This is a genomic window from Halomonas kalidii (assembly GCF_030010475.1).
In the GTDB taxonomy this organism is placed as follows: domain Bacteria; phylum Pseudomonadota; class Gammaproteobacteria; order Pseudomonadales; family Halomonadaceae; genus Halomonas; species Halomonas heilongjiangensis.
Genome location: NZ_JASCQN010000050.1, coordinates 23,648 through 49,454, shown reverse-complemented (window position 1 = coordinate 49,454; position 25,807 = coordinate 23,648). Strand labels below are relative to the sequence as shown.

General features: G+C 67.9%; 25 protein-coding genes. 16 read left to right on the top strand and 9 right to left on the bottom strand.

Annotated elements, in window-relative coordinates; genetic code table 11:
• Positions 1–119: 119 nt before the first annotated feature.
• From rseP to rpsB, 8 genes are all read right to left on the bottom strand, one after another.
• Positions 120–1,478, bottom strand: a complete 1,359-nt coding sequence (gene rseP, locus QLQ85_RS16090; protein ID WP_282739924.1) for an RIP metalloprotease RseP — start codon at positions 1,476–1,478, stop codon at positions 120–122.
• Between the two features lie 34 nt (positions 1,479–1,512).
• Positions 1,513–2,709: a 1-deoxy-D-xylulose-5-phosphate reductoisomerase gene (gene ispC / locus QLQ85_RS16085; protein WP_282739923.1), complete on the bottom strand. Its 1,197-nt coding sequence runs from the start codon at positions 2,707–2,709 to the stop codon at positions 1,513–1,515.
• Positions 2,710–3,510, bottom strand: coding sequence for a phosphatidate cytidylyltransferase (locus QLQ85_RS16080; protein ID WP_282739922.1), 801 nt, complete (start codon positions 3,508–3,510; stop codon positions 2,710–2,712). It lies immediately after the preceding gene.
• Positions 3,503–4,288, bottom strand: coding sequence for a polyprenyl diphosphate synthase (gene uppS, locus QLQ85_RS16075; RefSeq protein ID WP_282739921.1), 786 nt, complete (start codon positions 4,286–4,288; stop codon positions 3,503–3,505). Before uppS ends, QLQ85_RS16080 begins: the two co-directional genes overlap by 8 nt.
• Before the next feature lie 86 nt (positions 4,289–4,374).
• Entirely contained in the window at positions 4,375–4,932 is a 558-nt protein-coding gene (gene frr / locus QLQ85_RS16070) for a ribosome recycling factor (protein ID WP_282739920.1), read from the bottom strand.
• Between the two features lie 4 nt (positions 4,933–4,936).
• Positions 4,937–5,710: a UMP kinase gene (gene pyrH / locus QLQ85_RS16065; protein ID WP_282740004.1), complete on the bottom strand. Its 774-nt coding sequence runs from the start codon at positions 5,708–5,710 to the stop codon at positions 4,937–4,939.
• 138 nt (positions 5,711–5,848) lie between these two features.
• The gene (tsf, locus tag QLQ85_RS16060) at positions 5,849–6,718 is read right to left on the bottom strand and encodes a translation elongation factor Ts (protein WP_282719857.1); all 870 of its coding nucleotides are present in this window, start codon (positions 6,716–6,718) and stop codon (positions 5,849–5,851) included.
• 149 nt (positions 6,719–6,867) lie between these two features.
• Positions 6,868–7,614 (bottom strand): 30S ribosomal protein S2, encoded by a 747-nt coding sequence (rpsB, locus tag QLQ85_RS16055; RefSeq protein ID WP_282719856.1) that lies wholly within the window; start codon positions 7,612–7,614, stop codon positions 6,868–6,870.
• Positions 7,615–7,923: 309 nt separating this feature from the next.
• On the opposite strand from rpsB, the gene map reads away from it, so the two are divergent.
• The 7 genes from map to QLQ85_RS16020 all read left to right on the top strand — a co-directional run bounded on the left by map (position 7,924) and on the right by QLQ85_RS16020 (position 15,669).
• Positions 7,924–8,715, top strand: coding sequence for a type I methionyl aminopeptidase (gene map / locus QLQ85_RS16050; protein ID WP_282739919.1), 792 nt, complete (start codon positions 7,924–7,926; stop codon positions 8,713–8,715).
• Between the two features lie 5 nt (positions 8,716–8,720).
• Positions 8,721–11,402: a [protein-PII] uridylyltransferase gene (locus QLQ85_RS16045; protein ID WP_282739917.1), complete on the top strand. Its 2,682-nt coding sequence runs from the start codon at positions 8,721–8,723 to the stop codon at positions 11,400–11,402.
• Between the two features lie 100 nt (positions 11,403–11,502).
• Entirely contained in the window at positions 11,503–12,699 is a 1,197-nt protein-coding gene (gene dapC / locus QLQ85_RS16040; protein ID WP_282739916.1) for a succinyldiaminopimelate transaminase, read from the top strand.
• The gene (locus tag QLQ85_RS16035; protein WP_282739915.1) at positions 12,699–13,046 is read left to right on the top strand and encodes a Spx/MgsR family RNA polymerase-binding regulatory protein; all 348 of its coding nucleotides are present in this window, start codon (positions 12,699–12,701) and stop codon (positions 13,044–13,046) included. Before dapC ends, QLQ85_RS16035 begins: the two co-directional genes overlap by 1 nt.
• A gap of 49 nt (positions 13,047–13,095) precedes the next feature.
• On the top strand, positions 13,096–14,121 hold the full coding sequence (dapD, locus tag QLQ85_RS16030) for a 2,3,4,5-tetrahydropyridine-2,6-dicarboxylate N-succinyltransferase (RefSeq protein ID WP_282739914.1): 1,026 nt from the start codon (positions 13,096–13,098) through the stop codon (positions 14,119–14,121).
• Positions 14,108–15,274, top strand: a complete 1,167-nt coding sequence (gene dapE, locus QLQ85_RS16025) for a succinyl-diaminopimelate desuccinylase (RefSeq protein ID WP_282739913.1) — start codon at positions 14,108–14,110, stop codon at positions 15,272–15,274. Before dapD ends, dapE begins: the two co-directional genes overlap by 14 nt.
• A gap of 8 nt (positions 15,275–15,282) precedes the next feature.
• On the top strand, positions 15,283–15,669 hold the full coding sequence (locus QLQ85_RS16020) for a hypothetical protein (RefSeq protein ID WP_282739912.1): 387 nt from the start codon (positions 15,283–15,285) through the stop codon (positions 15,667–15,669).
• Positions 15,670–15,731: 62 nt separating this feature from the next.
• Here the strand turns inward: QLQ85_RS16020 and QLQ85_RS16015 are convergent, their stop codons facing one another.
• Positions 15,732–16,196 carry a cold-shock protein gene (locus tag QLQ85_RS16015; RefSeq protein WP_282719849.1) on the bottom strand — a complete coding sequence of 155 codons (465 nt, stop codon included), beginning with the start codon at positions 16,194–16,196 and terminating at the stop codon, positions 15,732–15,734.
• A gap of 62 nt (positions 16,197–16,258) precedes the next feature.
• On the opposite strand from QLQ85_RS16015, the gene QLQ85_RS16010 reads away from it, so the two are divergent.
• The 9 genes from QLQ85_RS16010 to QLQ85_RS15970 all read left to right on the top strand — a co-directional run bounded on the left by QLQ85_RS16010 (position 16,259) and on the right by QLQ85_RS15970 (position 25,807).
• Positions 16,259–16,537 (top strand): SlyX family protein, encoded by a 279-nt coding sequence (locus tag QLQ85_RS16010; protein ID WP_282739911.1) that lies wholly within the window; start codon positions 16,259–16,261, stop codon positions 16,535–16,537.
• A 303-nt stretch (positions 16,538–16,840) separates the two neighbouring features.
• The gene (locus QLQ85_RS16005) at positions 16,841–18,430 is read left to right on the top strand and encodes a phage tail sheath family protein (RefSeq protein ID WP_282739910.1); all 1,590 of its coding nucleotides are present in this window, start codon (positions 16,841–16,843) and stop codon (positions 18,428–18,430) included.
• Between the two features lie 12 nt (positions 18,431–18,442).
• Positions 18,443–18,967, top strand: coding sequence for a phage tail protein (locus tag QLQ85_RS16000; protein ID WP_102630058.1), 525 nt, complete (start codon positions 18,443–18,445; stop codon positions 18,965–18,967).
• Positions 18,968–18,972: 5 nt separating this feature from the next.
• On the top strand, positions 18,973–19,683 hold the full coding sequence (locus QLQ85_RS15995) for a hypothetical protein (protein WP_282739909.1): 711 nt from the start codon (positions 18,973–18,975) through the stop codon (positions 19,681–19,683).
• Positions 19,680–20,486: a hypothetical protein gene (locus QLQ85_RS15990; protein WP_282739908.1), complete on the top strand. Its 807-nt coding sequence runs from the start codon at positions 19,680–19,682 to the stop codon at positions 20,484–20,486. The genes QLQ85_RS15995 and QLQ85_RS15990 overlap by 4 nt, the downstream gene beginning before the upstream one ends.
• Positions 20,483–21,793, top strand: a complete 1,311-nt coding sequence (locus QLQ85_RS15985; protein WP_282739907.1) for a DUF4255 domain-containing protein — start codon at positions 20,483–20,485, stop codon at positions 21,791–21,793. Before QLQ85_RS15990 ends, QLQ85_RS15985 begins: the two co-directional genes overlap by 4 nt.
• Entirely contained in the window at positions 21,790–23,706 is a 1,917-nt protein-coding gene (locus QLQ85_RS15980; protein ID WP_282739906.1) for an ATP-binding protein, read from the top strand. Before QLQ85_RS15985 ends, QLQ85_RS15980 begins: the two co-directional genes overlap by 4 nt.
• Positions 23,703–23,957 (top strand): hypothetical protein, encoded by a 255-nt coding sequence (locus QLQ85_RS15975; protein WP_282739905.1) that lies wholly within the window; start codon positions 23,703–23,705, stop codon positions 23,955–23,957. Before QLQ85_RS15980 ends, QLQ85_RS15975 begins: the two co-directional genes overlap by 4 nt.
• The gene (locus QLQ85_RS15970; protein WP_282739904.1) at positions 23,954–25,807 is read left to right on the top strand and encodes an eCIS core domain-containing protein; all 1,854 of its coding nucleotides are present in this window, start codon (positions 23,954–23,956) and stop codon (positions 25,805–25,807) included. The genes QLQ85_RS15975 and QLQ85_RS15970 overlap by 4 nt, the downstream gene beginning before the upstream one ends.

The window sequence follows — 25,807 nt, the reverse complement described above, 5'->3', positions numbered from 1 at the left end:
GATTCGCTCGCGTTGATCTGCCAATCCTGTCCAGAACAGGCACCTTATACATTTGTGCGGGTAACTGACAAGGCTGGAGACCGGGCCCCACCTCCTTGTGCCGCCCACGCGTTCGCGCGCTACCAGAGTCGCATCAGATCGAAGTAGACCGCCATCAGCATCAGGGTGCCGACCAGCGCCAGGCCGATGCGCAGTCCGATGGCCTGGGTCTGCTCCGACACCGGCCGACCGCGCACGACTTCGACGAAATAGTAGAGCAGATGACCGCCGTCCAGCACCGGAATCGGCAGCAGGTTGAGCACCGCCAGGCTGATCGACAGGTAGGCCATGAAGCTGACGAAACTCTCGAGACCGGTGCGCGCCGTGTCGCCGGCCACCCGGGCGATGGTGATCGGCCCCGAGAGGTTGGTCGGCGAGATCAGCCCGACCAGCATCTTGCGGATGGCATCCAGGGTCAGCACCGTCATCTCGCCGGTGCGCGCCACGGCGTGGCCCACCGCCGCCACCGGGCCGTAACGGATCTCGCGGCGATACTCCTCGGGCCACGCCACCGGCTCGACGCCGGCCCCGATGTAGCCGATGGCGCCCCCCTCCTCGAGCTCGTTGCGCCCGGGGGTGATGGAGAGCCGGAGCCGTTCCCCGTCACGCAGCACCTCGAGGTCGAGGGTCTCACCGGGGCTGGCTCGAACGGTATCGACGAAGTGCATCCAGTCGTCGACCGGGGCACCGTCCACCGCGACCACCTCGTCGCCGGGCTCGAGCCCGGCCGCCGCCGCCGCCTCGCCCTCGACGACCTGGCCGAGCACCGCCGGGTAGGGCGGGCGCCAGGGGGTGACCCCCAGGCTGGGCAGGGGTTGGGGCGGGTCCTGGCGTACCAGCCAGTCCTCCACCGGCAGGCGATGCTCACGGGAAGTGGCAGCGGCGTCGTCGCGGGCATCGACGCTGAGCTCACCGTTCACCCCGATGGCCGCGATCAGCTTGAGGTTGATCTCGTCCCAGGAACGTACCGCCTGCCCCTGCACCGCGGTGATCTCCTGGCCGGGGCGCAGGCCCCCACGATCCGCGGGCGAGTCGGGCGTGACGTCACCGATCACCGGCGCCACGGTGGTCGTGCCGACCACGAACAGCGCCCAGTAGACGACGATGGCGAGCAGGAAGTTGGCCAGGGGGCCGGCGGCGACGATGGCGATACGCTGCCACACCGTCTTACGGTTGAAGGCCCGGTCGAGCTGGTCGACGGGCACCGGCGCCTCGCGCTCGTCGAGCATCTTGACGTAGCCACCGAGGGGAATCGCGGCCACGGCGAACTCGGTCCCGTGGCGGTCGACACGGGACCAGATCGGCTTGCCGAAGCCTACCGAGAAGCGCAGCACCTTGACACCACAGCGCCGTGCCACCCAGAAGTGACCGTACTCATGAAAGGTGATCAGCAGGCCCAGCACCACGATGACGGCCAGCACGTTCTGGATCACGCCCAAGGCGGTCTCCTGTCGGGTTGCAGTAAGGGTTGCATCAGCAACGGTTCAGCCAGTCACGCGCCGCCTGGCGGGCTCGCGCATCGGCCTCGAGAACCGTCTCGAGGTCGGCGACCACCTCCACCGGCCGGGCGTCACGCACCCGGGCCACCAGCTCGCCGATCCCGGTGAAGCCGAGCCGGCCCTCGAGGAAGGCCGCCACGGCCACCTCGTTGGCGGCATTGAGCACCGCCGGTGCCGTGCCGCCGGCGGCCATCGCCTCCCGCGCCAGGCGCAGGCAGGGGAAAGCCACCTCGTCAGGGGCCTCGAAGTCGAGCCGCGCCACCGCGAACAGGTCCAGGGCCTCGACCCCGGCGTCGATGCGCTCCGGCCAGGCCAGTCCGAAGGCGATCGGCGTACGCATGTCCGGATTGCCCAGCTGAGCGATCACCGAACCATCGGCGTAGGCGGCCATGGAGTGGATCACGCTCTGCGGATGCACCACCACCTGCACCTGCTCGGGGCGGGCGTCGAACAGCCAGCACGCCTCGATCAGCTCGAGCCCCTTGTTCATCAGGGTGGCGCTGTCCACCGAGATCTTGCGCCCCATGGACCAGTTGGGGTGGGCGCAGGCCTGCTCCGGGGTCACCGCCGCCAGCTCGGCACTGGCCCAGCCGCGGAAGGGGCCACCGGAGGCGGTCAACAGCAGCCGGGTGACCCCATGACGCCTCAGCCCGCCGCGGTGCTCGGCTGGTAGACACTGATAGATGGCATTATGTTCGGAATCGATGGGCAGCAGGGTCGCCCCGGAGCCGGCCACGGCCTCCATGAACAGCGCCCCGGACATCACCAGCGCCTCTTTGTTGGCCAGCAGCACCCGCTTGCCGGCGCGCACCGCGGCCAGGGTCGGCAGCAGGCCGGCGGCACCGACGATGGCCGACATCACCACGTCCACCTCGCCCGCCTCCGCCACCTCGACCAGCGCCTCGCCCCCGGCGAGCACCTCGGTGGAGAGTCCGGCCTCGCCGAGCCGCTCGCGCAGCCAGACGGCATCCGCTTCGGCCTCGAGCACGGCCACGGCGGGCCGATGCCGACGACACTGGGCAAGGAGTGCCTCGCGGGAACGGTGGGCGGTCAGGGCGTGCACCCGGTAGCGCTCGGGATGGCGGGCGATCACGTCCAGGGTACTGGACCCGATGGAGCCGGTGGCCCCCAGTACGGTCACCGTGCGCGGGTGGGCGAGTGTGCCGGTCATCTACAGCGCTCCCAGGTAGAGCAGCGCGAACAGCGGCAGTGCAGCGGTCAGGCTGTCGATGCGATCGAGCACACCGCCGTGACCGGGCAGCAGGTGGCTCGAGTCCTTGATGCCGCGGTGGCGCTTGAGCATGCTCTCGAGCAGGTCGCCCACTACCGAGGCCAGGGTCACTGCCAGGGCCGCCGCCACCAGGATCAGGCCACCGCCGGCGCCGAGCCCCTGCCAGATGGCATAGCACACCGCCAGCAGCGCGGCGGCGGCCATCCCGCCCCCTACCCCTTCCCAGCTCTTGCCGGGGCTGACCCTCGGTGCCAGCTTGCGCTTGCCGAAGGCGCGGCCGGCGAAGTAGGCGCCGATATCGGCGCACCACACCAGCAGCAGCACGAACAGCAGCCAGATGGCACCGGAGTCGCGCAACACGTTGAGGCCGACCCAGGCCGGCAGCAGTACCCAGAGCCCCATGGCCAGGCGTCGTGGCGTGGACTGCCACTGTACCCGCCGCTCGGGGTAGCGGGAGACCCAGTAGAGATTGGTCAGCCAGCCCGCCGCCGCCAGCCACAGCGGCCAGGCCGCCAGGGCGGCGCCGCCGGCCCACATCACGGCCATCAGCCCGGCCAGGGCACCGACCAGCAGGAGGCGATTGTCGCGCTCCTCGACGCCGGCCAGGTTGGTCCACTCCCAGCCGGCGAGCAGCACGATGCCCCCGGTGAAGAGCGCGAAGGCGCCCCCCGAGAGGCCGAACAGCCCGGCCAGCATCAGTGGCGCCAGCCAGGCCGCGGTGAGGATCCGCTGTCTAAGCACCTTGCGCCTCGACCTGTTCGTCGGTCATGCCGAAGCGTCGCTGGCGACGCTGGAAGTCGGCCAGCGCCAGATCGAAGGCCTCGGCATCGAAATCGGGCCACAGCAGCGGCGTGAAATGGAGCTCCGCATAGGCCATCTGCCACAGCAGGAAGTTGGAGATGCGCTGCTCGCCACTGGTGCGAATGCAGAGATCCACCGGCGCGTCAGCGGCCAGGCAGACCTCACCGTCCATGGCATGCTCGTCGATCGCATCCGGAGAGAGCTCGCCGGCGGCGACCCGTTCGGCCAGGCGCCGGGCGGCACCGGCGATGTCCCAGCGACCGCCGTAGTTGGCGGCGACGACCAGGTGCATGCGGGTGTTGTCGCGGGTCTTCTCCTCGGCCTTCGCGATGTACTTCTGGATCGAGTCGGAGAAGGCCGTGCGGTCGCCGATCACCGAGAGGCGGATGCCGTTGTCGTGGAGCTTCCTGACCTCGCGCTTGAGCGCCATCAGGAAGAGCTCCATCAGCGCGCTCACCTCGGCCTTGGGACGCTTCCAGTTCTCGCTGGAGAAGGCGAACAGGGTCAGGGTCTCGATGTCACGCTCGGCGGCACGCCGTATCACGGCGCGCACCGCCTCGACGCCGGCACGATGGCCGCGGACACCGGAGAGGCCGCGGGCCTTCGCCCAGCGGTTGTTGCCGTCCATGATGATGGCCACATGGCGTGGCACCCCGCCCTCGGGGGCAGCTTGGTCGCTATCCCCGGAGCGGGGCTTGGGGGGCTGCGGTGACGTCATGATGTCTCGCGTGGGGGAGTGTGCCGGGCCGGGCGGGCCCTCACTCGGCGCGCCAGGGCCGCGAGGAGAGGGTCACCCGACCATCCTCAGACCTGCATCAGGTCCTGTTCCTTGGATTCCAGCGTCTTGTCGATGTCGGCGATGTACTTGTCGGTCAACTTCTGGATCGCCTCCTCGGCCTGGTGCTGCTCGTCCTCGGTGATCTCCTTCTCCTTGAGCAGCGCCTTGATATCACCGTTGGCATCGCGGCGCACGTTGCGCACCGCCACCCGGGCGTGCTCGGCTTCCTGGCGGGCCTGCTTGATGTAGCCCTTGCGGGTCTCCTCGGTCAGCATCGGCATCGGCACGCGGATGTTGTTGCCGGCAGTCGAGGGGTTCAGGCCGAGATCGGAGGTCATGATGGCCTTTTCGATCTTGGGCACCATGTTCTGCTCCCAGGGCACCACCGACAGGGTACGCGCATCCTCGGTGTTGATGTTCGCCACCTGGTTGAGCGGCACCTGGGTGCCGTAGTAGTCCACGGTCACCGAATCCAGGATGCTGGAGTGCGCACGCCCGGTGCGGATCTTGTTCAGGTTGCCATGAAGGGCCTCGAGGCTCTTCTTCATGCGGGATTCCGCATCCTTCTTGATGTCATTGATCACGTTGTCAACCTCTGTCTATCAGCGTGCCTTCCTCGCCGCCCACCACCAGATTCAGCAGGGCGCCCGGCTTGTTCATGTTGAAGACCCGAACCGGCATGTCATGGTCCCGCACCAGGCAGATGGCGGTCAAATCCATCACCCCGAGCTTCTGGTCGAGGGCATCGTCATAGCTCAACTGGTCGTACTTCACCGCGTCGTCGAACTTGACCGGATCCTTGTCGTAGACCCCATCGACCTTGGTGGCCTTGACCACCACGTCGGCGTCGATCTCGATGCCGCGCAGGCAGGCCGCCGAGTCGGTGGTGAAGAAGGGATTGCCGGTGCCGGCCGAGAACAATACCACGTCCCCGGAGGTGAGGTAGCGGATGGCGGTACGACGGTCATAGTGCTCCACCACACCACTCATGGGAATCGCCGACATCACCCGCGAGCGGATGTTGGAGCGCTCCAGGGCATCACGCATGGCCAGGGCGTTCATCACCGTGGCCAGCATACCCATGTGGTCACCGGTGACCCGGTCCATGCCCGCGGCATTGAGGGCGGCGCCGCGGAACAGGTTGCCGCCGCCGATCACGATGCCGACCTGGACGCCGATGCCGACCAGTTGGCCGATCTCCAGCGCCATGCGGTCGAGCACCTTGGGGTCGATACCGAAATCGTGCTCACCCATCAGCGCCTCGCCGGAGAGCTTCAGCAGGATGCGCTTGTACTTCGACTTCTCCGAACGGGACTTGTCCGAACGAGAGATCTCGGCCTTGGACGGGCGATCGATCGGCATGTCGGCATGATCGGATGTGGGCATGGCATCTCTCCCTGGGGCGTCAGCAGTGGGCTTCAACGATGGCCGGATCCACCGGCCGGATACGCGAAGGCGTGCGCTCCCGCGCACGCCATCGTCGAACTGGAACCTGTGACCTCAGCTACGCTTGGCCTGTTCCATCACTTCCTTGGCGAAGTCGACCTCTTCCTTCTCGATGCCCTCGCCCACCTCGAAGCGGGTGAAGCCGATCACCTCGCCACCCGCCGCCTTGACGAACTCGGCGACGCTCTGGTTCGGATCCTTGACGAAGGGCTGCTCGGTCAGGCTGTTCTCGGCCAGGTACTTCTTCAGGCGACCCTGGACCATCTTCTCGGCGATCTGCTCGGGCTTGCCGGCCATGTCGGGCTGGGCGAGGATGATCGCCTTTTCCTGGTCGAGCTGCGCCTGGGGCATGTCCTCGGGGCGCGCCACGGCCGGATTGATGGCGGCGACGTGCATGGCGACGTCCTTGGCCACGTCGGCGTTACCGCCCTTGAGCACGGTCAGCACGCCGATGCGGCCACCGTGGACGTACTCGCCCACCAGGTTGCCGTCGCCGGCCTCGACCACCACGCAGCGACGCACGCCGATGTTCTCGCCGATCTTCTGCACCAGCTGCTCGCGGGCGGTCTCGAGATCGCCGGCCATGACCGCGGCAACGTCTTCGCTCCTGGCGGCGAAGAAGGCGTCGGCGATCTTGTCGGCGAAGGCCTTGAAGTTGTCGTCGCGGGCGACGAAGTCGGTCTCGGAATTGATCTCGACCATCACCCCGTAGCTGCCATCCTCGGCCACGCGGGTCACCACGGTGCCTTCGGCGGCGGTACGGCCGGCCTTCTTGGCGGCCTTGAGGCCGGAGCTCTTGCGCAGGTTCTCGATGGCGACCTCGATGTCACCGTCGGCCTCGGTGAGGGCCTTCTTGCACTCCATCATGCCGAGCCCGGTACGCTCGCGCAGTTCCTTGACCTGGGAGGCGCTGATAGCTGCCATGGGTTTCACCTCTGAATGGTTTTGCCTGACCGGACCCATCGATCATCGAGAGCCCGGAAAAGTCTGCCCTGGGGAGAAAAAAGGGGGCCAGGGCCCCCTTACTCGCCTGCCCGGCCGCCGCAGCCGACGAACGGACAGACGGGCCGCGATCACTCGGCGGCGCTGTCGCTTTCCGGTGCCACCTCGTCGGTGACCTCGACGAACTCGTCGGGACGACCCTCCTTGGCACGACCGCAGGCGTCGGCGATGGCCTTGACATAGATCTGGATCGCACGGATGGAGTCATCGTTGCCCGGGATCACGTAGTCGACGCCGTCCGGATCGGAGTTGGTGTCCACCACGCCGATGACCGGAATGCCCAGCTTGTTCGCCTCGTTGATGGCGATGCGCTCGTGGTCGACGTCGATCACGAACAGCGCGTCGGGCAGACCACCCATCTCCTTGATGCCGCCGATGGAACGCTCGAGCTTGTCCTGCTCGCGGGTCGCCATCAGGACTTCCTTCTTGGTCAGCTTCTCGAAGGTGCCGTCCTCGCGCATGGTCTCGAGGTCGCGCAGACGCTTGATCGACTGACGGATGGTCTTGTAGTTGGTCAGCATGCCGCCGAGCCAGCGATGGTTGACGAACGGCTGGCCGACGCGGTTGGCCTCTTCCTTGATGATCTTGCTCGCGCTGCGCTTGGTGCCGACGAACATGATCTTGTTGTTGGCCGCTGCCATCTTCTCGACCACATCGATGGCCTCGTTGAGGGCCGGCAGGGTGTGCTCGAGGTTGATGATGTGGATCTTGTTGCGAGCGCCGAAGATGAACTTGCTCATCTTCGGGTTCCAGTACTTGGTCTGGTGACCGAAGTGAGCGCCTGCCTTCAGCAGGTCCCGCATGTTGACGTGTGCCATGGATGACTCCTGAAAAATCGGGTTAGGCCTCCACGCACCCCATGGATCCGACCGCCGGGATGAGCCGACGGCACCCGGGACCATGTGCCGGTGCATGTGTGTTTTCAAGGCGTTGCATTGCATTTCGCCCTCACTGCCGCTGCCCCCCGGCACGCCTCGCCAGTGGACTGGCCAGAAGGCGGCACGACAGGGCACAGCGATTGCAGGAAAGCGCGCAGCTTTATACCATGGATCGACTCCGAGATGAAGTCGCCCGACCGCCGTTCGTGCCTGCCGACGCCGGGCGACCCCACCCTGACCCGAGACTCCATGAACGTTCCCATCAAGACGCCCGACGAGATCGAGAAGATGCGCGAGGCCGGTCGCCAGGCCGCCAGCGTGCTGGAGATGATCACCCCCCACGTGACGGCCGGCGCCAGTACCGGCGAACTCGACCGCCTCTGCCACGACTACATCGTCCACGAGCTCGGCTCCACGCCGGCCCCGCTCGACTACCACGGCTTCCCCAAGTCGATCTGCACGTCCATCAACCACGTGGTTTGCCACGGCATCCCCGATGACGCCAAGCGCCTCAAGAAAGGCGACATCATGAACATCGACATCACCGTGAAGACCGCCGACGGCTACCACGGCGACAGCAGCATGATGTTCATCATCGGCGAGAACATCCAGGGCGAGCGCCTGTGCCGCGTCACCCAGGAGTGCCTCTACCACAGCATCGCCCTGGTCCGGCCAGGCGTTCGCCTCTCCGAGCTCGCGCGAGTCATCCAACAGCACGCCGAGGCCAACGGCTACTCGGTGGTACGCGACTTCTGCGGCCACGGCATCGGCGCCACCTTCCACGAGGAACCCCAGGTGCTGCACTACGACGGCTACGCCCCCGAGGCCGATATCGCGCTGGCCGCCGGGATGTGTTTCACCATCGAACCGATGATCAACATCGGCTCCCACAAGACCAAGGTGCTGCGCGACGGCTGGACCGCGGTGACCCGCGACAAGAGCCTCTCCGCCCAGTGGGAGCACACCCTGCTGGTCACCGAAACTGGTGTCGAGGTGCTCACCGCTCGTGGCGAGGAAGACTTCGCCTTCCTCGAGCGCTGAACGCCATGCTGCTGCACCACTATCGCTTCGACCCCGACGAGACGCTGTTCGACGTCGCCCGCTTCCGCGACGAGCTGGCGGGCAGTCGCTCGCCCGTCGCCCCCTTCAAGGCGGCGCTGCGCGGCATCCAGGCGCGCCTCGACGAACGCTTCCACGCCGGCGCCGACATCCGCGACCTGGTGCACGGCCGGGCCTGGTGCCTCGACCGGCTGCTGACGGTGGCCTGGGAGCAGCATGAGTGGCCCGACGGTGGCGTGGCGCTGCTCGCCGTGGGCGGCTACGGACGCGGCGAGCTGCACCCCAGCTCCGACGTCGACCTGCTGCTGCTGCTCGAGGACGACGACGACGCACCGTATCGCGAGGCGCTTACGGCCTTCATCACCTTCCTGTGGGACATCGGCCTGGAGATCGGCCACAGCGTGCGCTCGCTGGCCGACTGCGAGCGCGAGGCCGAGGCCGATGTCACGGTGATCACCAACCTGCTGGAGTCGCGCACCCTGGCCGGCCCCGAGCGGTTGCGGGAGGCGATGCAATCGCGCCTGACCACCGAGCGACTGTGGCCCGCCTACCGCTTCTTCGAGGCCAAGTGGCAGGAGCAGATCACCCGCCACTACCGCTACAACAACTCCGAGTACCACCTCGAGCCCAACATCAAGAGCTCCCCCGGCGGGCTGCGCGACATCCAGATGATCGGCTGGGTGGCCAAGCGTCACTTCGGCAGCGAGCGCTACGAGGACCTGGTGGCCAACGGCTTCATGAACGACGCCGAGCTGCACATCCTCAGCCAGGGGCAGGCCTTCCTGTGGCAGGTGCGCTACGCCCTGCACATGCTGACCGGCCGTGCCGAGGACCGCCTGCTGTTCGACCACCAGCGCACCATCGCCGAACTCTTCGGCTACCGCGACACCCCGGAGCGCCTCGCCGTCGAGCAGTTCATGAAGCGCTACTACCGTCACGTCACGGCGCTCGCCGGGCTCAACGACATGCTGCTGCAGCACTTCGACGAGGCGATCCTGCGCGCCGGCGAGGAGCTCGCCACGGTACCGCTCAACGAGCGCTTCGAGATCAAGGGCGGCTACATCCAGGCCCGCTCGCGCAGCGTCTTCCGCCACCGGCCCGCGGCGCTGCTCGAGCTCTTCCTGCTGATGGCCGAGCACCCGGAGATCGAGGGGGTACGGGCCGATACCATCCGGCTGATCCGCGACCACCGCCACCTGATCGACGACCTCTACCGCGACGACGTGCGTCACCAGAGCCTGTTCATGGCGCTGCTGCGCTCCGGGGGCAACGTCGCCCGCCAGCTGCGCCGCATGAACCGCTACGGGGTGCTCGGCAAGTACCTGCCGGAGTTCGGCCGTGCCGTGGGACTGATGCAGCACGATCTCTTCCACGTCTATACCGTCGACGCCCACACCCTGCGCCTGCTCAAGTTCATCCACGGCTTCCGCAAGCCCGAGGCCCGCGAGGAGTTTCCGGTGGCGGCGGCGCTGATCCCCCAACTCCCCAAGCTGGAGCTGCTGTGGATAGCCGGGCTCTACCACGACATCGGCAAGGGCCGCGGCGGCGACCACTCGCAGATCGGCGCCCGGGACGTCGAGGCCTTCGCCGAGCGCCACGGGCTCTCGCCCCGCGACACCCGCCTGGTCAGCTGGCTGGTGGAGCACCACCTGACCATGTCGATGATCGCCCAGAAGCGCGACATCACCGATCCCGACGTGATCGCCGACTTCGCCCGCATCGTCGGTGACGAGACCCGCCTCGACTACCTCTACGTGCTCACCGTGGCCGACATCAACGCCACCAACCCCACCCTGTGGAACGGCTGGCGCGCCACCCTGCTGCGCCAGTTGCACGGTGAGACCAAGCGCGCCCTGCGGCGCGGCCTGGAGAACCCGCTGGAGCGCGACGACTGGGTGCAGGAGACACGCAGCGAGGCGCGCTCGCTGCTCGCCGTGGTCGGCGCCGACATGTCCCGCGTCGACCGACTCTGGGAGTCCCTCGGCGAGGACTACTTCCTGCAGTACGCGCCCAGCGAGATCGTCTGGCAGACCCAGGGCATCCTGGCCCACGACGGCTCGGAGTTGCCGCTGATCCTGATCAATGCGCCCACCGAGGACATGGCCGAAGGCGGCACCAAGGTGTTCATCCACACCCGCTCGGTGAACGACCTCTTCGCCGCCACCTCGGCGGCCCTGGACCAGTTGGATCTCTCCATCCACGACGCCCGCATCGCCACCTCGAGCAACGACTGGACGCTGAACACCTTCATCGTGCTCGACGACGATGGCCTGGCGATCCGCGACCCCCGCCGTATCGAGGAGATCCGCCGCCACCTGGTCGAGGAACTCGACGACCCCGAGGACTACCCGCAGATCGTCACCCGCCACACCCCGCGCCAGCTCAAGCACTTCCGGGTGCCCACCGAGGTACTCATCGAGCAGGACCCGGCCAACGAGCGCACCATGCTCGAGCTCACCGCCCCCGACCGTCCCGGCCTGCTGGCCCGGGTCGGGCGTATCTTCATGGAGCAGGACATCGCGCTCTCGGCGGCCAAGATCGCCACCCTGGGCGAACGGGTCGAGGACGTCTTCTTCATCACCGACAAGGCCGGCGCCCCCCTCACCGATCCGGAGCGCCAGGCCCGCCTGCGCGCGCGGCTGATCGAGGTGCTGGACGTGTCGGGTTGAGCCCGTTTGAGGCCATCCGGCGCCTTCCCTATAATCGAGCCCCTTCCGACCACGACAACGACGCCCGAGGCCACGGCCGGAGCGGCGCACCTGGACACCCATGAACCCGGATCTCGACGCCCTCAAGCCCTACCCCTTCGAGCGGCTCGCCGCCCTCAAGGCCGGCGTGACCCCGCCCGAGGGGCTGGCCCATATCCCGCTGACCATCGGCGAGCCGCAGCATGCCCCCTTCGCCGCGGCCCTGGAGACGCTGGTCGCCCACCGCCACGAGATGGCCCGCTACCCGGCCACCGCCGGCATGGCCGAACTGCGCGGCGCCATCGCCGACTGGGCGACCCGGCGCTTCGGCCTCGCGGGCCTCGACCCGGCGACCCAGGTGCTGCCGGTCAACGGCACCCGGGAGGCGATCTTTGCCTTCGTCCAGGCGGCACTCGACCGCACCCGGCCGGCCCGGGTGGTGGTGCCCAACCCCTTCTATCAGATCTACGAGGGGGCCACGCTGCTCGCCGGCGGCGAGCCGCTCTACCTGGACTGCCGCGCCGAGACCGGCTTTCGCCCCGACTTCGACAGCGTGCCCGCCGAGACCTGGCGCGACGTCCAACTGGTGTTCCTCTGCTCGCCGGGCAACCCCACCGGGGCGGTGACCCCGCTGGCCGACTTCGAGCGCCTGATCGCGCTGGCCGATGAGCACGATTTCCTGATCGCCTCCGACGAGTGCTACTCGGAGCTCTACCTCGACGAGGCTGCGCCGCCGCCGGGCCTGCTCGAGGCCTGTGCCCGGCTGGGCCGCCACGACTACCGTCGCTGCCTGGTGTTCCACTCGCTCTCCAAGCGCTCCAACCTGCCGGGGCTGCGCTCCGGCTTCGTGGCAGGCAGTGCCGAGCTGATCGCCCCCTTCAGGCGCTACCGCACCTACCACGGCTGCGCCATGTCGCTGCCCGTGCAGCAGGCCTCGATCACCGCCTGGAACGACGAGGCCCATGTGCGCACCAACCGTGAGGCCTATCGCGAGAAGTTCGCCGCCGTGACCGAGCTCCTGGCCCCGGTGCTGGACTTCCCCGCCCCCGAGGCGAGCTTCTACCTCTGGCCGGCGGTGCCGGGCGGCGGCGACGAGGCCTTCACCCGGGCGCTCTACGCCGAGGAACATGTCAGCGTACTGCCCGGTTCGTATATGGGTCGCGGCGGCAGCGGTCGCAATCCCGGCGCCGGGCGACTGCGCCTGGCGCTGGTGGCCGAGCGAGAGGCCACGGTCGAGGCCGCCCGACGCATCCGCCGTTTCATCGAGAGGAGCGCCTGATGCCAATCCTTTACGTGATCAACACCTGCGACACCTGCCGCCGCGCTCGCCAGGCGCTGGACGCCAAGGGCATTCCCTACCGGCTCCACGACCTGCGCGAGGACGGCCTCTCCGCGGCCCTGCTCGAGCACCTCCTCGAAAGGGTGCCGGTGATGACGCTGCTCAACAAGCGCAGCACCACCTGGCGCAACCTGGACGAGGCCGACAAGGCCGGCATCGACGCCAACAAGGCCCGCGAGCTGATGATGGCGCACCCGACGCTGCTCAAGCGCCCGCTGCTCGATACCGGCGACGAGATTCGCGTCGGCTACCGCGACGGCGACTACGACGACCTATCCCCCATGTGACGAGCGTTTCCGCTCCGACGAGCCTTCCCACCTTGACGAGGACACCCCCATGCTGAGCTTTGCACTCGGAATCGGCACCCAGAACACCCAGGGCGACTGGCTGGAGATCTATTACCCGGCGCCGCTGCTCCATCCCGACACCGGCCTGGTCGAGGCCGCCGGCCAGGTGCTGGATGCCCCGGCCGGCAATGCCGCCGTCAGCTTCCTGCCCGAGCAGTGCGGCGACCTGGCCGCGGCCCTCAGGAGCGCCGGCCAGCCCGAACAGGCCGAGCTTGCCGAGTCCCTGGCGGCAAGCCGGCGGCCGCTGGTGGCCATGTTCCTGGAGAACGACCTGCCGCCCCAGAGCGTGCCGGAGGCCTATCTCAAGCTGCACCTGCTCTCCCACCGCCTGGTCAAGCCCCACGGCCTGGACCTCACCGGCATGTTCGGCCTGCTGCGCAACGTCGCCTGGACCAGCGAGGGCCCCATCGACATCGAGGAGCTGCCGGCCCGCCGCCTGCGCGCGCGCCTCGAGGGCCGTTCGATCTCGGTGGACTGCGTCGACAAGTTCCCCAAGATGACCGACTACGTGGTGCCGAGCGGCGTGCGCATCGCCGACACCGCCCGGGTACGCCTGGGCGCCCACCTGGGCGAGGGCACCACCGTGATGCACGAGGGCTTCGTCAACTTCAATGCCGGCACCGAGGGCCCGGGCATGATCGAGGGCCGCATCTCCGCCGGCGTGATGGTCGGCAAGGGCTCCGACCTGGGGGGCGGCTGCTCCACCATGGGCACCCTCTCCGGCGGCGGCAACATCGTCATCAAGGTCGGCGAGGGCTGCCTGATCGGGGCCAACGCCGGCATCGGCATCCCGCTCGGCGACCGCTGCACCGTGGAGGCGGGCCTCTACATCACCGCCGGCGCCAAGGTAGCCCTGCTCGACGACCAGGGCCAGGAAGTCAAGACCGTGGCCGCCCGCGAGCTCGCCGGCCAGGACGACCTGCTGCTGCGCCGCAACTCGCGCAACGGCCGCATCGAATGCCTGACCAACAAGAGTGCCATCGCGCTCAACGAGGCACTGCATGCCAACGACTGAGGCCCTCTCCCCGACCCTCCAGCTTGCCTTCGAGCTGATCCGACGCCCCTCGGTCACCCCCGACGACCTGGGCTGCCAGGCGCTGATGATCGAGCGGCTCGAGCGGCTCGGCTTCCACGTCGAGCGCCTGCCCTTCGGTGACGTGGAGAACTTCTGGGCGACCCGCGGCCACCACGGGCCGATGCTGGCCTTCGCCGGGCACACCGACGTGGTACCCAGCGGCCCCCACCTGCACTGGGATCATCCGCCCTTCGAGCCCTGTATCGACGATGAGGGAATGCTCAGGGGGAGAGGCGCCGCCGACATGAAGGGCAGCCTGGCGGCCATGCTCACTGCGGTGGAGCGCTTCGTCACCGCCCACCCGGATCACCACGGCAAGCTCGGCTTTTTGATCACCTCCGACGAGGAGGGCCCGGCGGTGGATGGCACCCGGGCGGTGGTCGAGCACCTGCGCGAGGCCCACGAACGGCTCGACTACTGCATCGTCGGCGAGCCCTCCTCCACCGCGCGGCTGGGCGACGCGATCAAGAACGGCCGGCGCGGCTCGCTCGGCGGCGTGCTGCACATCAAGGGCGTGCAGGGCCATGTGGCCTACCCCCACCTGGCGCGCAACCCCATCCACCAGGCGCTGCCGGCACTCGACGCCCTGGCCCGCGAGCACTGGGATGCGGGCAACGCCTTCTTCCCGGCCACCAGCTTCCAGATCTCCAACGTCCGTGCCGGCACCGGGGCCACCAACGTGATCCCCGGCGACGTGGAGGTGGTCTTCAACTTCCGCTTCTCCACCGAGGTGACCCACGAGCAGCTGCGAGTCCGCACCGAGGCGCTGCTCGACGCCCACGGCCTCGAGTACCAGCTCGACTGGACGCTCAACGGCGAGCCCTTCCTCACCGCCGAGGGCGAGCTGGTCGATGCCGCCGTGGCCGGGGTGGAAGAGGTGATGGGCTATCGTCCCGAGTTGTCGACCTCGGGGGGCACCTCGGATGGCCGCTTCATCGCCACCCTGGGGAGCCAGGTGGTCGAACTCGGCCCGCTCAACGCCACCATCCACAAGGTCAACGAGCGCGTGCGCGCCGCGGATCTCGAGGATCTCAGCCGGGTCTACGAGGCCATCCTCGCCAGGCTCTTCGTCAACGGCACCGCCCAGCCCTGAGGACGCCCATGCAACGCTATCCGGATATCGAGATCTACCTGTCGACGGCCCCGCTGGATGCCCTGAGCGCCTGGCTGGGCGAGGCGCTGGATGCCGAGCCCCTCGCCCCCGCCGGCAAGCACAAGTGGCGCACCCGGGGCCGGCTCGGTGGCCGGGAGATCCCGGTGCTGCTGGTGGAAAAGGCCGCCGACGGTTTCGCGAGTCTCTGGCTCGACAGCCCCGACACCCCGTGGGAGAGCGACCAGGCCTGCGCCCGCGCCGCGGCGACCCGGCTCGGCTGCGAGGTGCGCTGCTCGCTGGGCGGCTGGCAGCCCGGCGACGATCCGGACCGCTTCCTTCAGGTACTGCCCGACGGCAGCGAGCTGGAGATCGACTGGCCCGACTCCGGCCAGTAGCCCCCGAAACGACATCGCCCCGCAGGTGCGGGGCGATGTCATTAGAGGCAGGGCCACCTTGCCTAGGTGATGACGGTGACGTCATCCGCCTGCAACCCACGCTCGTTCTCGATCACGTGATAACGCACCTTCTGGCCCTCGGCCAGGGTACGATGGCCACGGCCGCGAATGGCCCGGAAGTGCACGAAGACATCCTCGCCGTCGTCACGGGTGATGAAGCCGTAGCCCTTGTTGACGTTGAACCACTTGACCTCGCCGACCTCGCGGTCGTCGTCCTCGACCTCGGCCAGGTTGACCAGCTGCGGGGTGAGGGCATTGACCGCCAGGGTGGCCACCAGCAGCAACAGGAAGACGGCGGCAGCGGCGGCGAAATAGACCACTGCCACACCGCCTACCTCGAGACTGGCGAACAGTTCCCGTGACAGCACGCCACCGGTGAGGTGAACGAACAGTGCGATCAGCAGGGGGGCCGGCGCGGCCAGCAGAAGACTGATGAAACTACAACGAAGCACGACCTTTCGATTCATGGAACTGAGAGACTCTCTTGTAGGGGTGAAAGGAAGGAATGAACCATCATGAAGGTGCCACGATGAACGGCGACACACAGCGCGAGAATTCTATCACGGGCGGAGAGCGTGCGCCCGCTGACCTGGCCCGGCGCCTGGACGCCCTGGAGAGCCGCATCGCCTACCAGGAGCACTGGCTCGACACCCTCGACGAGGCGGTGACCGTGCAGGAGAAGCGCCTCTCGCAGCTCGAGCGGATCAATGCGCTGATGCAGGAGAAGCTGCGCGACCAGCAGCGGGCGCTGCAGGACGCCGATGCGGAGACGCCTCGGCCAGGGGATGAGGTGCCGCCACACTACTAGCGTGCGGGGATCACTACTCCCGGCCGTAGCCTGACGGGTTGCGGCCTCCTGCTCTTGTCTTATTACACTCACACGATTTCTTTATAACAAGTTCGTCTTTACTAAAATTAACCACATGTCTCTTAAACCAGACAAACCATCACATAAATATTCTTTCGGTAAATAATTGCTGGAATTCTCATCCCTCGCTTACTAGCTTGAATCATGCATCCCACTGTAAGCGCAGCACCGTGTTTTCGAACTACGGCGCGGGGGTAGTCGTGTGTACAGCGCCGGTCAACTTCCTGAAAGAGGAACCGCGTCATGCCAGCTTCCTTGACGTATCCCGGCGTTTATATTGAAGAAATCCCTAGCGGCGTTCGAACCATCACCGGGGTTGCCACCTCTATCACGGCCTTCGTCGGGCGCGCGCCGCGCGGCCCGGTCAATGCCTCGGTACGGGTGCAGAGTTTCGCCGAGTACTCGCGCCTGTTCGGTGGGCTGTGGCAACCCAGCACGATGAGTCATGCCGTCAACCAGTTCTTTCAGCACGGCGGCAGCGATGCGCTGATCGTGCGGGTGTTCAATGGCAACATCGCCGACAGTACGGCCACCCTCACACTGCCCACCAGCTCAGGCACTCTGGTGCTCGAGGCGGCCAGTCCCGGTCTGTGGGGGAATGCGCTGCGCGCGACGGTCGATCACGAGACGCGCGACACCGACGACGACCTGCTGTTCAACCTGCTCATCGAGGCGCTGGACCGCCCGGGCGGGACCACGGTGGCCGGCTCCGAGCAGTTCCGCAACGTCTCGGTCGACCCGTTGAGCCCACGCTTCGTCGATACCATTCTCAACGAGCAGTCGTCGCTGGTCAGTGTGCGTAGCTCAGCCCCGGACGACGAGAGCCCCAGCGACGCCACCGTGGCGGTGACCGACGCCGACGGTGCGGTGATAGCCCCGGCCACGTTGGGTAGCGACGGCAGCGAGATCACCGACGGCCAGATCACCGGCGATCGCGATGCCCGCACCGGCCTCTTCGCCCTCGAGGCGGCCGACCTGTTCAACCTGCTGTGTATCCCGCCGCTAGCCCCCGCCGTCGATGTCGCCGATGCCACCTGGGCCGCGGCGGCCAGCTACTGCCAGGAGCGTCGCGCGGTGCTGATCGTCGATGCTCCGGCGGCATGGACCGCCAATCCCGACACCGCGATCGCCGATGCCGAGACCGGCGTCAATGGCCTGCGCGCCACCATCGGCAACGATACGGCGATCAACGCCATGGCGTACTTCCCGCGCCTGCGCATGCCCGACCCGCTCCACGAGAACCGGCTCGCCGACTTCGCCCCCTGCGGCGCAGTGGCCGGCATCATCGCCCGCACCGATGGCCAGCGCGGGGTGTGGAAGGCCCCGGCCGGGCTGGCGGCGTCGTTCTCCGGCATCCAGGGCTTCACCTACACCATGACCGACCGGCAGAACGGTGTGCTCAACCCGGTCGGCCTCAATTGCCTGCGCAGCTTCCCCGTCGCCGGGCACCTGGTATGGGGCTCGCGTACCCTCGCCGGGGCCGACCTGCTGGCCTCGGAATGGAAATACATCCCGGTGCGCCGGCTGGCGCTGTTCCTCGAAGAGAGCCTGTTCCGCGGCACCCAGTGGGTGGTGTTCGAGCCTAACGACGAGCCGCTCTGGGCGCAGATCCGCCTCAATATCGGCGCCTTCATGCAGAACCTGTTCCGCCAGGGCGCCTTCCAGGGCGCGAGCCCGCGCGACGCCTACTTCGTCAAGTGCGACCGCGAGACCACCACCCAGAACGATATCGACCGCGGCATCGTGAACATTCTGGTCGGCTTCGCACCGCTCAAGCCGGCCGAGTTCGTGGTCATCAAGCTCCAGCAAATGGCCGGTCAACTCGAGGTGTAAGGAGACACTCCCATGGCACAGTTCAGCGTCAACGCACAGCGCTTCGATCCGTACAAGAACTTCAAATTCCGCGTGAAGTGGGATGGCCGCTATGTGGCGGGCGTCAGCAAGGTCGGCGCGCTCAAGCGCAGCACCGAGCTGGTCGAGCATCGCGAAGGCGGCGACCCGTCGACCTCGCGCAAGTCGCCCGGCCGCACCAAGTACGAGGCCATCACCCTGGAGCGCGGCGTTACCCATGACGTCGAATTCGAGCAATGGGCCAACAAGGTGTGGAACTTCGGCGCTGGGCTGGGGGCGGAGGTTTCGCTGCAGGATTTCCGCAAGGACATCATCATCGAAGTGTACAACGAGGCCGGCCAGCTCGCGCTTGCCTACAAGGTCTACCGCTGCTGGGTGTCGGAATACCAGGCGCTGCCCGATCTCGACGCCAACGCCAACGCCGTCGCCATCCAGACCCTCAAGCTCGAGAACGAGGGGTGGGAGCGCGACGTCGACGTCACCGAACCGTCCGAACCAAGCTTCACCGAGCCGGCCTGACGACCATGGTCGCCCTGACTGCGCAGCGTGTCCTCTCCGTCTGGGAGCACGGCCTGCGGCGCCATCCCATCGACCGCGCGCTGCTGCTCTACGCGCTGGCCGACCCGGACCTGCCGTCGGGACAGTTGGCCGATGCCCCGCTCGGCGCCCGCAATGCCGCCCTGCTGCGATGGCGCCAGGCGTGCTTCGGCACCCGACTGGAGGCATGGCTCGACTGCCCGGCATGCGGCGAGCGGATGGAATTCGAGATCGACGCGAGCCAATGGCCCTCACCCCCCACCGACGGTTCGGATACGCTCGAGGTCCGGGGGCACCGCTTCCAGCGCCCCACCAGTCGGCACCTCGCCCGCCTGACGGAATGCGATGACGAGCAGGCGGCCGCCCGGCGGCTGCTGCTCGAGTGCGCCGTGGCGGCCGACGCGCTGCCGCGGGACGAGCCGGCCCTTGCCGAACTGCTTGATGCCGTCGACGTCGCCATGGACGCGGCCGATCCCTGGGCCGACCTGTCGCTCGCCATGCGCTGCCCGGCCTGCGGTCACGACGACGACGCAAGCTTCGATATCGCCGGCTACCTGTGGGAAGAAATCGACAGCCAGGCCCGGCGCCTGCTCGATGACATCCATGCCCTGGCGCAGGCCTATGGCTGGACCGAGCCCGTCATTCTCGCACTGAGCGAGACCCGCCGCGCCGCCTACCTGGCGAGGGTGCAGCCATGAGTGGCCTGTTGCGACGCCTCGCCCGGCAGGCCACCGGCCATGCCTTGCCCAGGGTCCACGCCCCGGCGCGCCTGCCCTACCATGCCGCCCCCGAACTGTTGCCCGAGGAAGTGTCGAGCGCAGCGACAATGGCCGCAGCGCCGGCACGGCACGCGCTGAGCGAGCCGGGTACGCCGCCCCCGACCAACGCCACGGTCGAGGCACCGACCATCGTCGGCACGACGGCACCGGGGGCAACGTCGCTCGATACCCTACCGGCGCCGCTGATCGGGGAAGTACCGCCAGTCGACAGAAGTGACATAAACGACCCGGCACCGACCGATGCCGGGACGCCAGCACCCCGCCAGGCATCGCCGATCCAGCCGAAAGAGGCGCCCGGCGCGGTGCACACCACAACAAAAGGGCCGAATGAGACGCCCGATTCATGGATCGCACGCATCGAGCCGGTCAGCGTCGCGAGCCGAGTCGAGGCGGCGAATACGCCAACCTCGAAGGCACCGAGTGTGATGGCCACATCGGCATTCGACACACCGTACCCACCCGAGCCCGAGTGGCAAGCGCCATCCCCACCGCCCGAGGCCCTGCTGCCGCCGCTCGTCACATCGCAGCTCCCCCCGCGGTCGACCGCCATGGCCATGCCCCCCGTCGTCGCCGGCAGCCCGGCCGAGGTGCACGTGCATATCGGCCGCATCGAGGTGACGACGGTGCAGGAACCAGCCCCGACCAAGCGACCCTCGAAGCGCGGGCAGCCCCCCATGTCACTGGATGAATATCTGGCCAGGCGCCGGGGGAGCCGACCATGAGCAATGCCCTGGCCATCGCCGGCGTCACCGCCGTGCTGCGCGACCGGCTCAACGACGGGCTGGTCAACCACAACGTCAGCGGCGTACTCGGCAGCACCGTCGCGGTCAGCGTGCTGCCGCCCGATCGTGTCGTTCCCGTCGACGGCACGGAATCGAGCCAGCTCAACCTGTTCCTCTACCGGGTCACCCCCAACACCGGCTGGCGCAACGAAGACCTACCCGCCCACGACGCCGCCGGTCGCCAGCGGCTCACCAACCCACCGCTGGCCCTCGACCTGCATTACCTGATCTCCGCCTACAGCGGCGGCGACCTGCACGCGGAGATCCTGCTCGGCTACGCCATGCAGCTGATGCACGAATTCCCGGTGATCACGCGCGCCATGATCCGAACCGCCCTCACCCCCTCGCCCGACGTGGGGTTGGATCTGCCGCCGGCACTGCGTGCGCTGGCCGACTGCGGCCTGGCCGACCAGGTGGAGCAATTGCGCATCACCCCGCAGTTTCTCAACCCGGAGGAGATGTCCAAGCTGTGGACCGCCACCCAGTCCAACTACCGCCCCACCGCGGCCTATCAGGTGTCGGTGGTGCTGATCGCGGCGAGCCGAGCCACGCGTCCCACCCTGCCGGTCCTCACGCGTGGTGAGGTCGATCCGCTGTCGGGCCGCGAGCGCGGCGTGGTGGTGACCCCGAGCCTGATTCCGCCACTGCCGACGATCGAGGCCGTCGTCCCTGCCGACAACCAGCCCGTGGTGCGGCTGGGCGAGACGGTCACCCTCGAGGGGCACCACCTCGATGGCGGCTCGCGGGAGGTGGCCCTGCGCAACGAGCGCGCGAGCGTCGAAGAGCTGCTGCCCGCCAGCGGCCCGAGTTCGGCCGAGCAGATGGAGTTCGTCATTCCCGCCGCGCGGGCGGACGATTTCCCGGTCGGGGTCTACGACGTGACCGCCCGGCTGGTGCGTCCGGACGAGGTCGAGGCCCGCCAGACCAATCGCCTCGCCTGCATCGTCGCGCCCAACATCACCAACCTGCCGCAGGCGGTGGCGCGTGACGGCAGTGGCGATGCCCATATCACGATCGACTTCACGCCCACGCTGCACCCCGGCCAGACGGCATCGCTGCTGCTGGGACAGCACGAGATCATGCCCGAGAGCTTCGTGGCCCCCACCGCCACGCTCGAGTTCATCGTGGAAAATGCCGCCGCCGGCGCCCCACTCGCGCGCCTGCGCATCGATGGCATCGACAGCCCGGAGGTGGATCGCAGCACCACGCCGCCGACCTTCTTCGATCACCGGGTCACGATCACATGAATGCGCCCTTCGATCTCGACTGGACCGTTGCCAATCAGCAACTGCTGGTGGCCGAGTTCGCGCGGCTGCGTGCGCTGCTCGGCATCGGTGAAGTGGCACCGGCACAGACGGAGGTCGAGACCCTGCGCCGGCGCCTGCCGGCGCCCGCGGCCATCGACACCCTCGCTCGGCTGTTCGAGCTGAGCGCGTTCGAGCGCGATGTGCTGCTGCTCGCCGCCGGGGTGGAGATGGACGCACGGCTCGCCGCCCTGTGCGGCGACGCCCTGGGCCGGCCGCAATGTCCCTGGGCCACCTTCGGCCTCGCCCTCGCCGCCCTGCCCGAAGCACACTGGAGCGCCATCGCCCCCGTCGAAGCACTGCGCCGCTGGCGGCTGATCGAGGTCGACGACCGGGCCGGCCTCACCGCCGGGCGCCTGTCCCTCGACGAGCGCGTGCTGCATTTCATCGGCGGGCTGAACTATCTCGATCATCGCCTGCTCCCGATGTTCACGGCCGTGCCGCCGGCCGGCCTGATGGTCGCGGCCCATCGCAGCATCGCCACCGACGCCGCGGCGCGACTACAGGCGCATCGGGGTCGGCTGCCGGTGGTGATGCTCACGGGCGACGATGCTGGCGGCCAACGCGATGTCGCCGCCACCCTGGCCGAGGCGCTTGGGGTCTCGCTGTTTCAATTGCGCGCCGCCGACATCCCCAGTGCGGCGCATGAACAGGCCTCACTGGCCGCGCTATGGCAGCGCGAAGCTGCCCTGCTCGGTAGCGGGCTGCTGATCCGCCAAGACGACGCCGATGCCGACACCGGGCTGGTGCGCTTCGCCGAGCAGGTGGACGGCCTGGTTATCGTCGCCGGCCACGATGCGCCACGGCTGGACGGCGACCGCCTGCGCTTCGCGGTCGACAAGGCCGATGCCCCGGAGCAGCGCCGGCTCTGGCACACCGCGCTGGGTGAAAAAGCGGGACCGCTGAGCGACGCACTCGATGGCCTCGCCAGCCAGTACCGACTCACGGCGCGTCGCATCGCCCACGCCGCCGCGCAGCTCGACGGCGAGGATATCGCCGGCGACCGCGCCACCCTGCACCGGCTATGCCGTGGCGATGGCGGCGGGCTGAGCGAACTGGCCCAGCCCATCGATGCGCGCGCCACCTGGGACGACCTCGTGCTGCCCGACGCCCAGCGCCGCGGCCTGGAACAGATCGCCGTGCACACGCGCTACCGCATCACCGTGCATCACGATTGGGGGTTCGCCGGCAAGAGCGCACGCGGGCTCGGCATCAGCACGCTGTTCACCGGCGAGAGCGGCACCGGCAAGACGCTCGCCGCCGAGGTGCTGGCCAATACGCTTGGCCTGGCGCTCTATCGCATCGACCTGTCCGCCGTGGTCAGCAAGTATATCGGCGAGACGGAAAAGAACCTACGCAGGGTGTTCGACGCCGCCGAGGACATCGGCGCCATCCTGCTGTTCGACGAGGCCGATGCGCTGTTCGGCAAGCGCAGCGAGGTCAAGGACAGTCACGACCGCTACGCCAACATCGAGGTGAGCTACCTGCTCCAGCGCATGGAGGCCTACCGCGGCCTGGCCATCCTCACCACCAATCACAAGGCCGCCCTCGACAGCGCCTTCCAGCGCCGCCTGCGCTTCGTGGTGCACTTCCCGTTCCCGGATGCGGCACAACGCGAGGCGATCTGGCGCGGCATCTTCCCCGCCGGCACGCCGCTGGGCGAACTCGACCCCGTCAAGCTGGCCCGCCTCAACGTGGCCGGTGGCACTATCCGTAATATCGCGCTCGGCGCCGCTTTTCTCGCCGCCGAAGCCGGCACGCCGGTGACCATGGCCCACCTGCGGCGCGCCGCCCATCTCGAGGCCGCCAAACGCGAAAGGGCCCCCTCGGACGCCGAAACCCGGGGGTGGTCATGACGCGCCTGGTGATTCATATCGACAAGCTGGTGCTGCGCGGCATCGACCGTAGCGATGCGGCCGCCGTCGCCGCCGGCGTTCAGGCCGAGCTGCAGCGCCTGTTGGCCGAGCCGGGCGCCGCCAGCACACTGATCGAGGGCGGCGACAGATATCGGCTCAAGGCCGGGACCGTCCAATCAGCGCCCGCCAGTGGCGGCCGTGCCCTCGGCCAGGCCATCGCCGGTGGCATCGTCGGGGGGACACGATCATGACGCATCAGGCCCTGCTTCGCCCCACGGCCAATACAGCCGACACCACGACAGGCATTCTTCAGCGTAAGTGCGCCTGCGGCAATGCCGCCTCGGGCCTCACCGGCGAGTGCGAGGAGTGCCAGCGAGACAAGGCACTCGGGGTACAGACCAAATTGACGATCGGCGCCAGCGACGATCCGCTCGAGCACGAAGCCGACCGCGCCGCGGCGCAGGTGATGCGCATGGGGCATGCCGATGTGAAAGCCAGCGGCTCGCTGCCCACCCTCACCCGTCGCAGCAACCGTGCACAAGCCGGACACCAGGCCGAGGCACCGGCTAGCGTGCAACGTACCCTGCAGACCTCCGGTGAGCCACTGACGCGCTCGGCTCGCGCCTTCTTCGAGCCGCGCTTCGGCCACGACTTCGGCAAGGTTCGGGTGCATCGCGACGCCACGGCGGCCCAATCGGCAAGCGACGTCAAGGCCCATGCCTATGCCGTCGGTCGGCACATCGCCTTCGATCACGGCCAGTATGCGCCGGACAGTCACGCCGGGCGCGAACTGATCGCCCATGAGCTGGCCCACGTCGTGCAGCAAGGCAACGCGGGAACGCAAGCAGCCCACTCCCTCCCTCTGCGCCGGCGCAATATCTTTCAGGAGATCGCGGGTCTCTTCGCAGGCGATGATTTCGATGAACAGACGCTGCAGGACTACCTGAGTCGCTTGCGTCGCACCCACCAGATCGAAGACTTTACCGACAGCGACAACAAGGCTCGCGCAATCGTCAAGGCGTGGCACAAGGGCGACAGCCCCTATGTTCTCACCCAGGATCTCAAGGCCCTGCTCATCGAGGAGATGCTCAGTGGTTTTACCGGCAACGATGATGAACGCGCCATTCTGGAACTGCTGGAACGCTCATACAACTACGAATTGAGTTACATCTTCGGTACCGGCGGCATCACCGTGGATGCCCTCAACCGGGCCTTCCAGGGCAGCGAGCAAGCCTGCCTGAGCGACTTCTTCACGCGTCGCTTCCGGGGCGGGGAAGGCGCACTGGCAAGTGGCACCATCGAACCGCAAGGCGAAGCGACCCCCTTCGGCGACGAGGTGCCGACGCAATGTGCCAACAACGTCCGCTTTCCCGGCCTGGGGGTGGAGTGGTCGCTTCCCTGTGTCCTGGGCATCCTGTGCTCGGAAGATCGGCAAGTCGTCGACGATCTTACCCGCTTCGATGTCGAGGCAGTGAACCGCATCGAAGTGGACAAGTGGGAGTATCAGGGCGGCAACTGGAGCATCGCGGACACCCGCTCGCCATCCGGCGCCGCCGATCCTAATGCCACGCCTCCCGAAGTAAAGATCCTCTCTGGACGCAGCTGTGCTCAGGCGGCACGCATCATCGTGCACGAAGTGCGTCATCAGAATCAGCCACCCGGCAGTCGTTTCCAGCGCGAGCGCGACGCCTACATCTATACCGAACAGTGGGCCATCGATCGTGGCCTGCCCGGCTACGGCAACACTCTCCGGTCCACCGACCCACAGAGCGGCGCCCAGACCGTCGACACGTCCGCCGTCGAAGCCTATGTCAGGCAGCGCTATCCCGGTACCCAGGGCAGTGCCAATGAAACTATCGTCGGCCACCGTAGCAGCGACGACTTCACGGAAATCGCACCAGCCAATGGGCCCCACTATTTCCGCGCGCCCCAGCCCGGTGACAGTCATTGGGGCACGCCCCGCTTCCCAGGCACTCGTCCCATTCCCCCCAGCGATTGGGTGTGCCCCGGACCACACCCGGCGGTCAGTCCCTCGCTGCCACCCGGCGTGATCCGGCGCGACTTCAACGACCGACTTCGCGATTCCGCGAGGGAGCTGTGA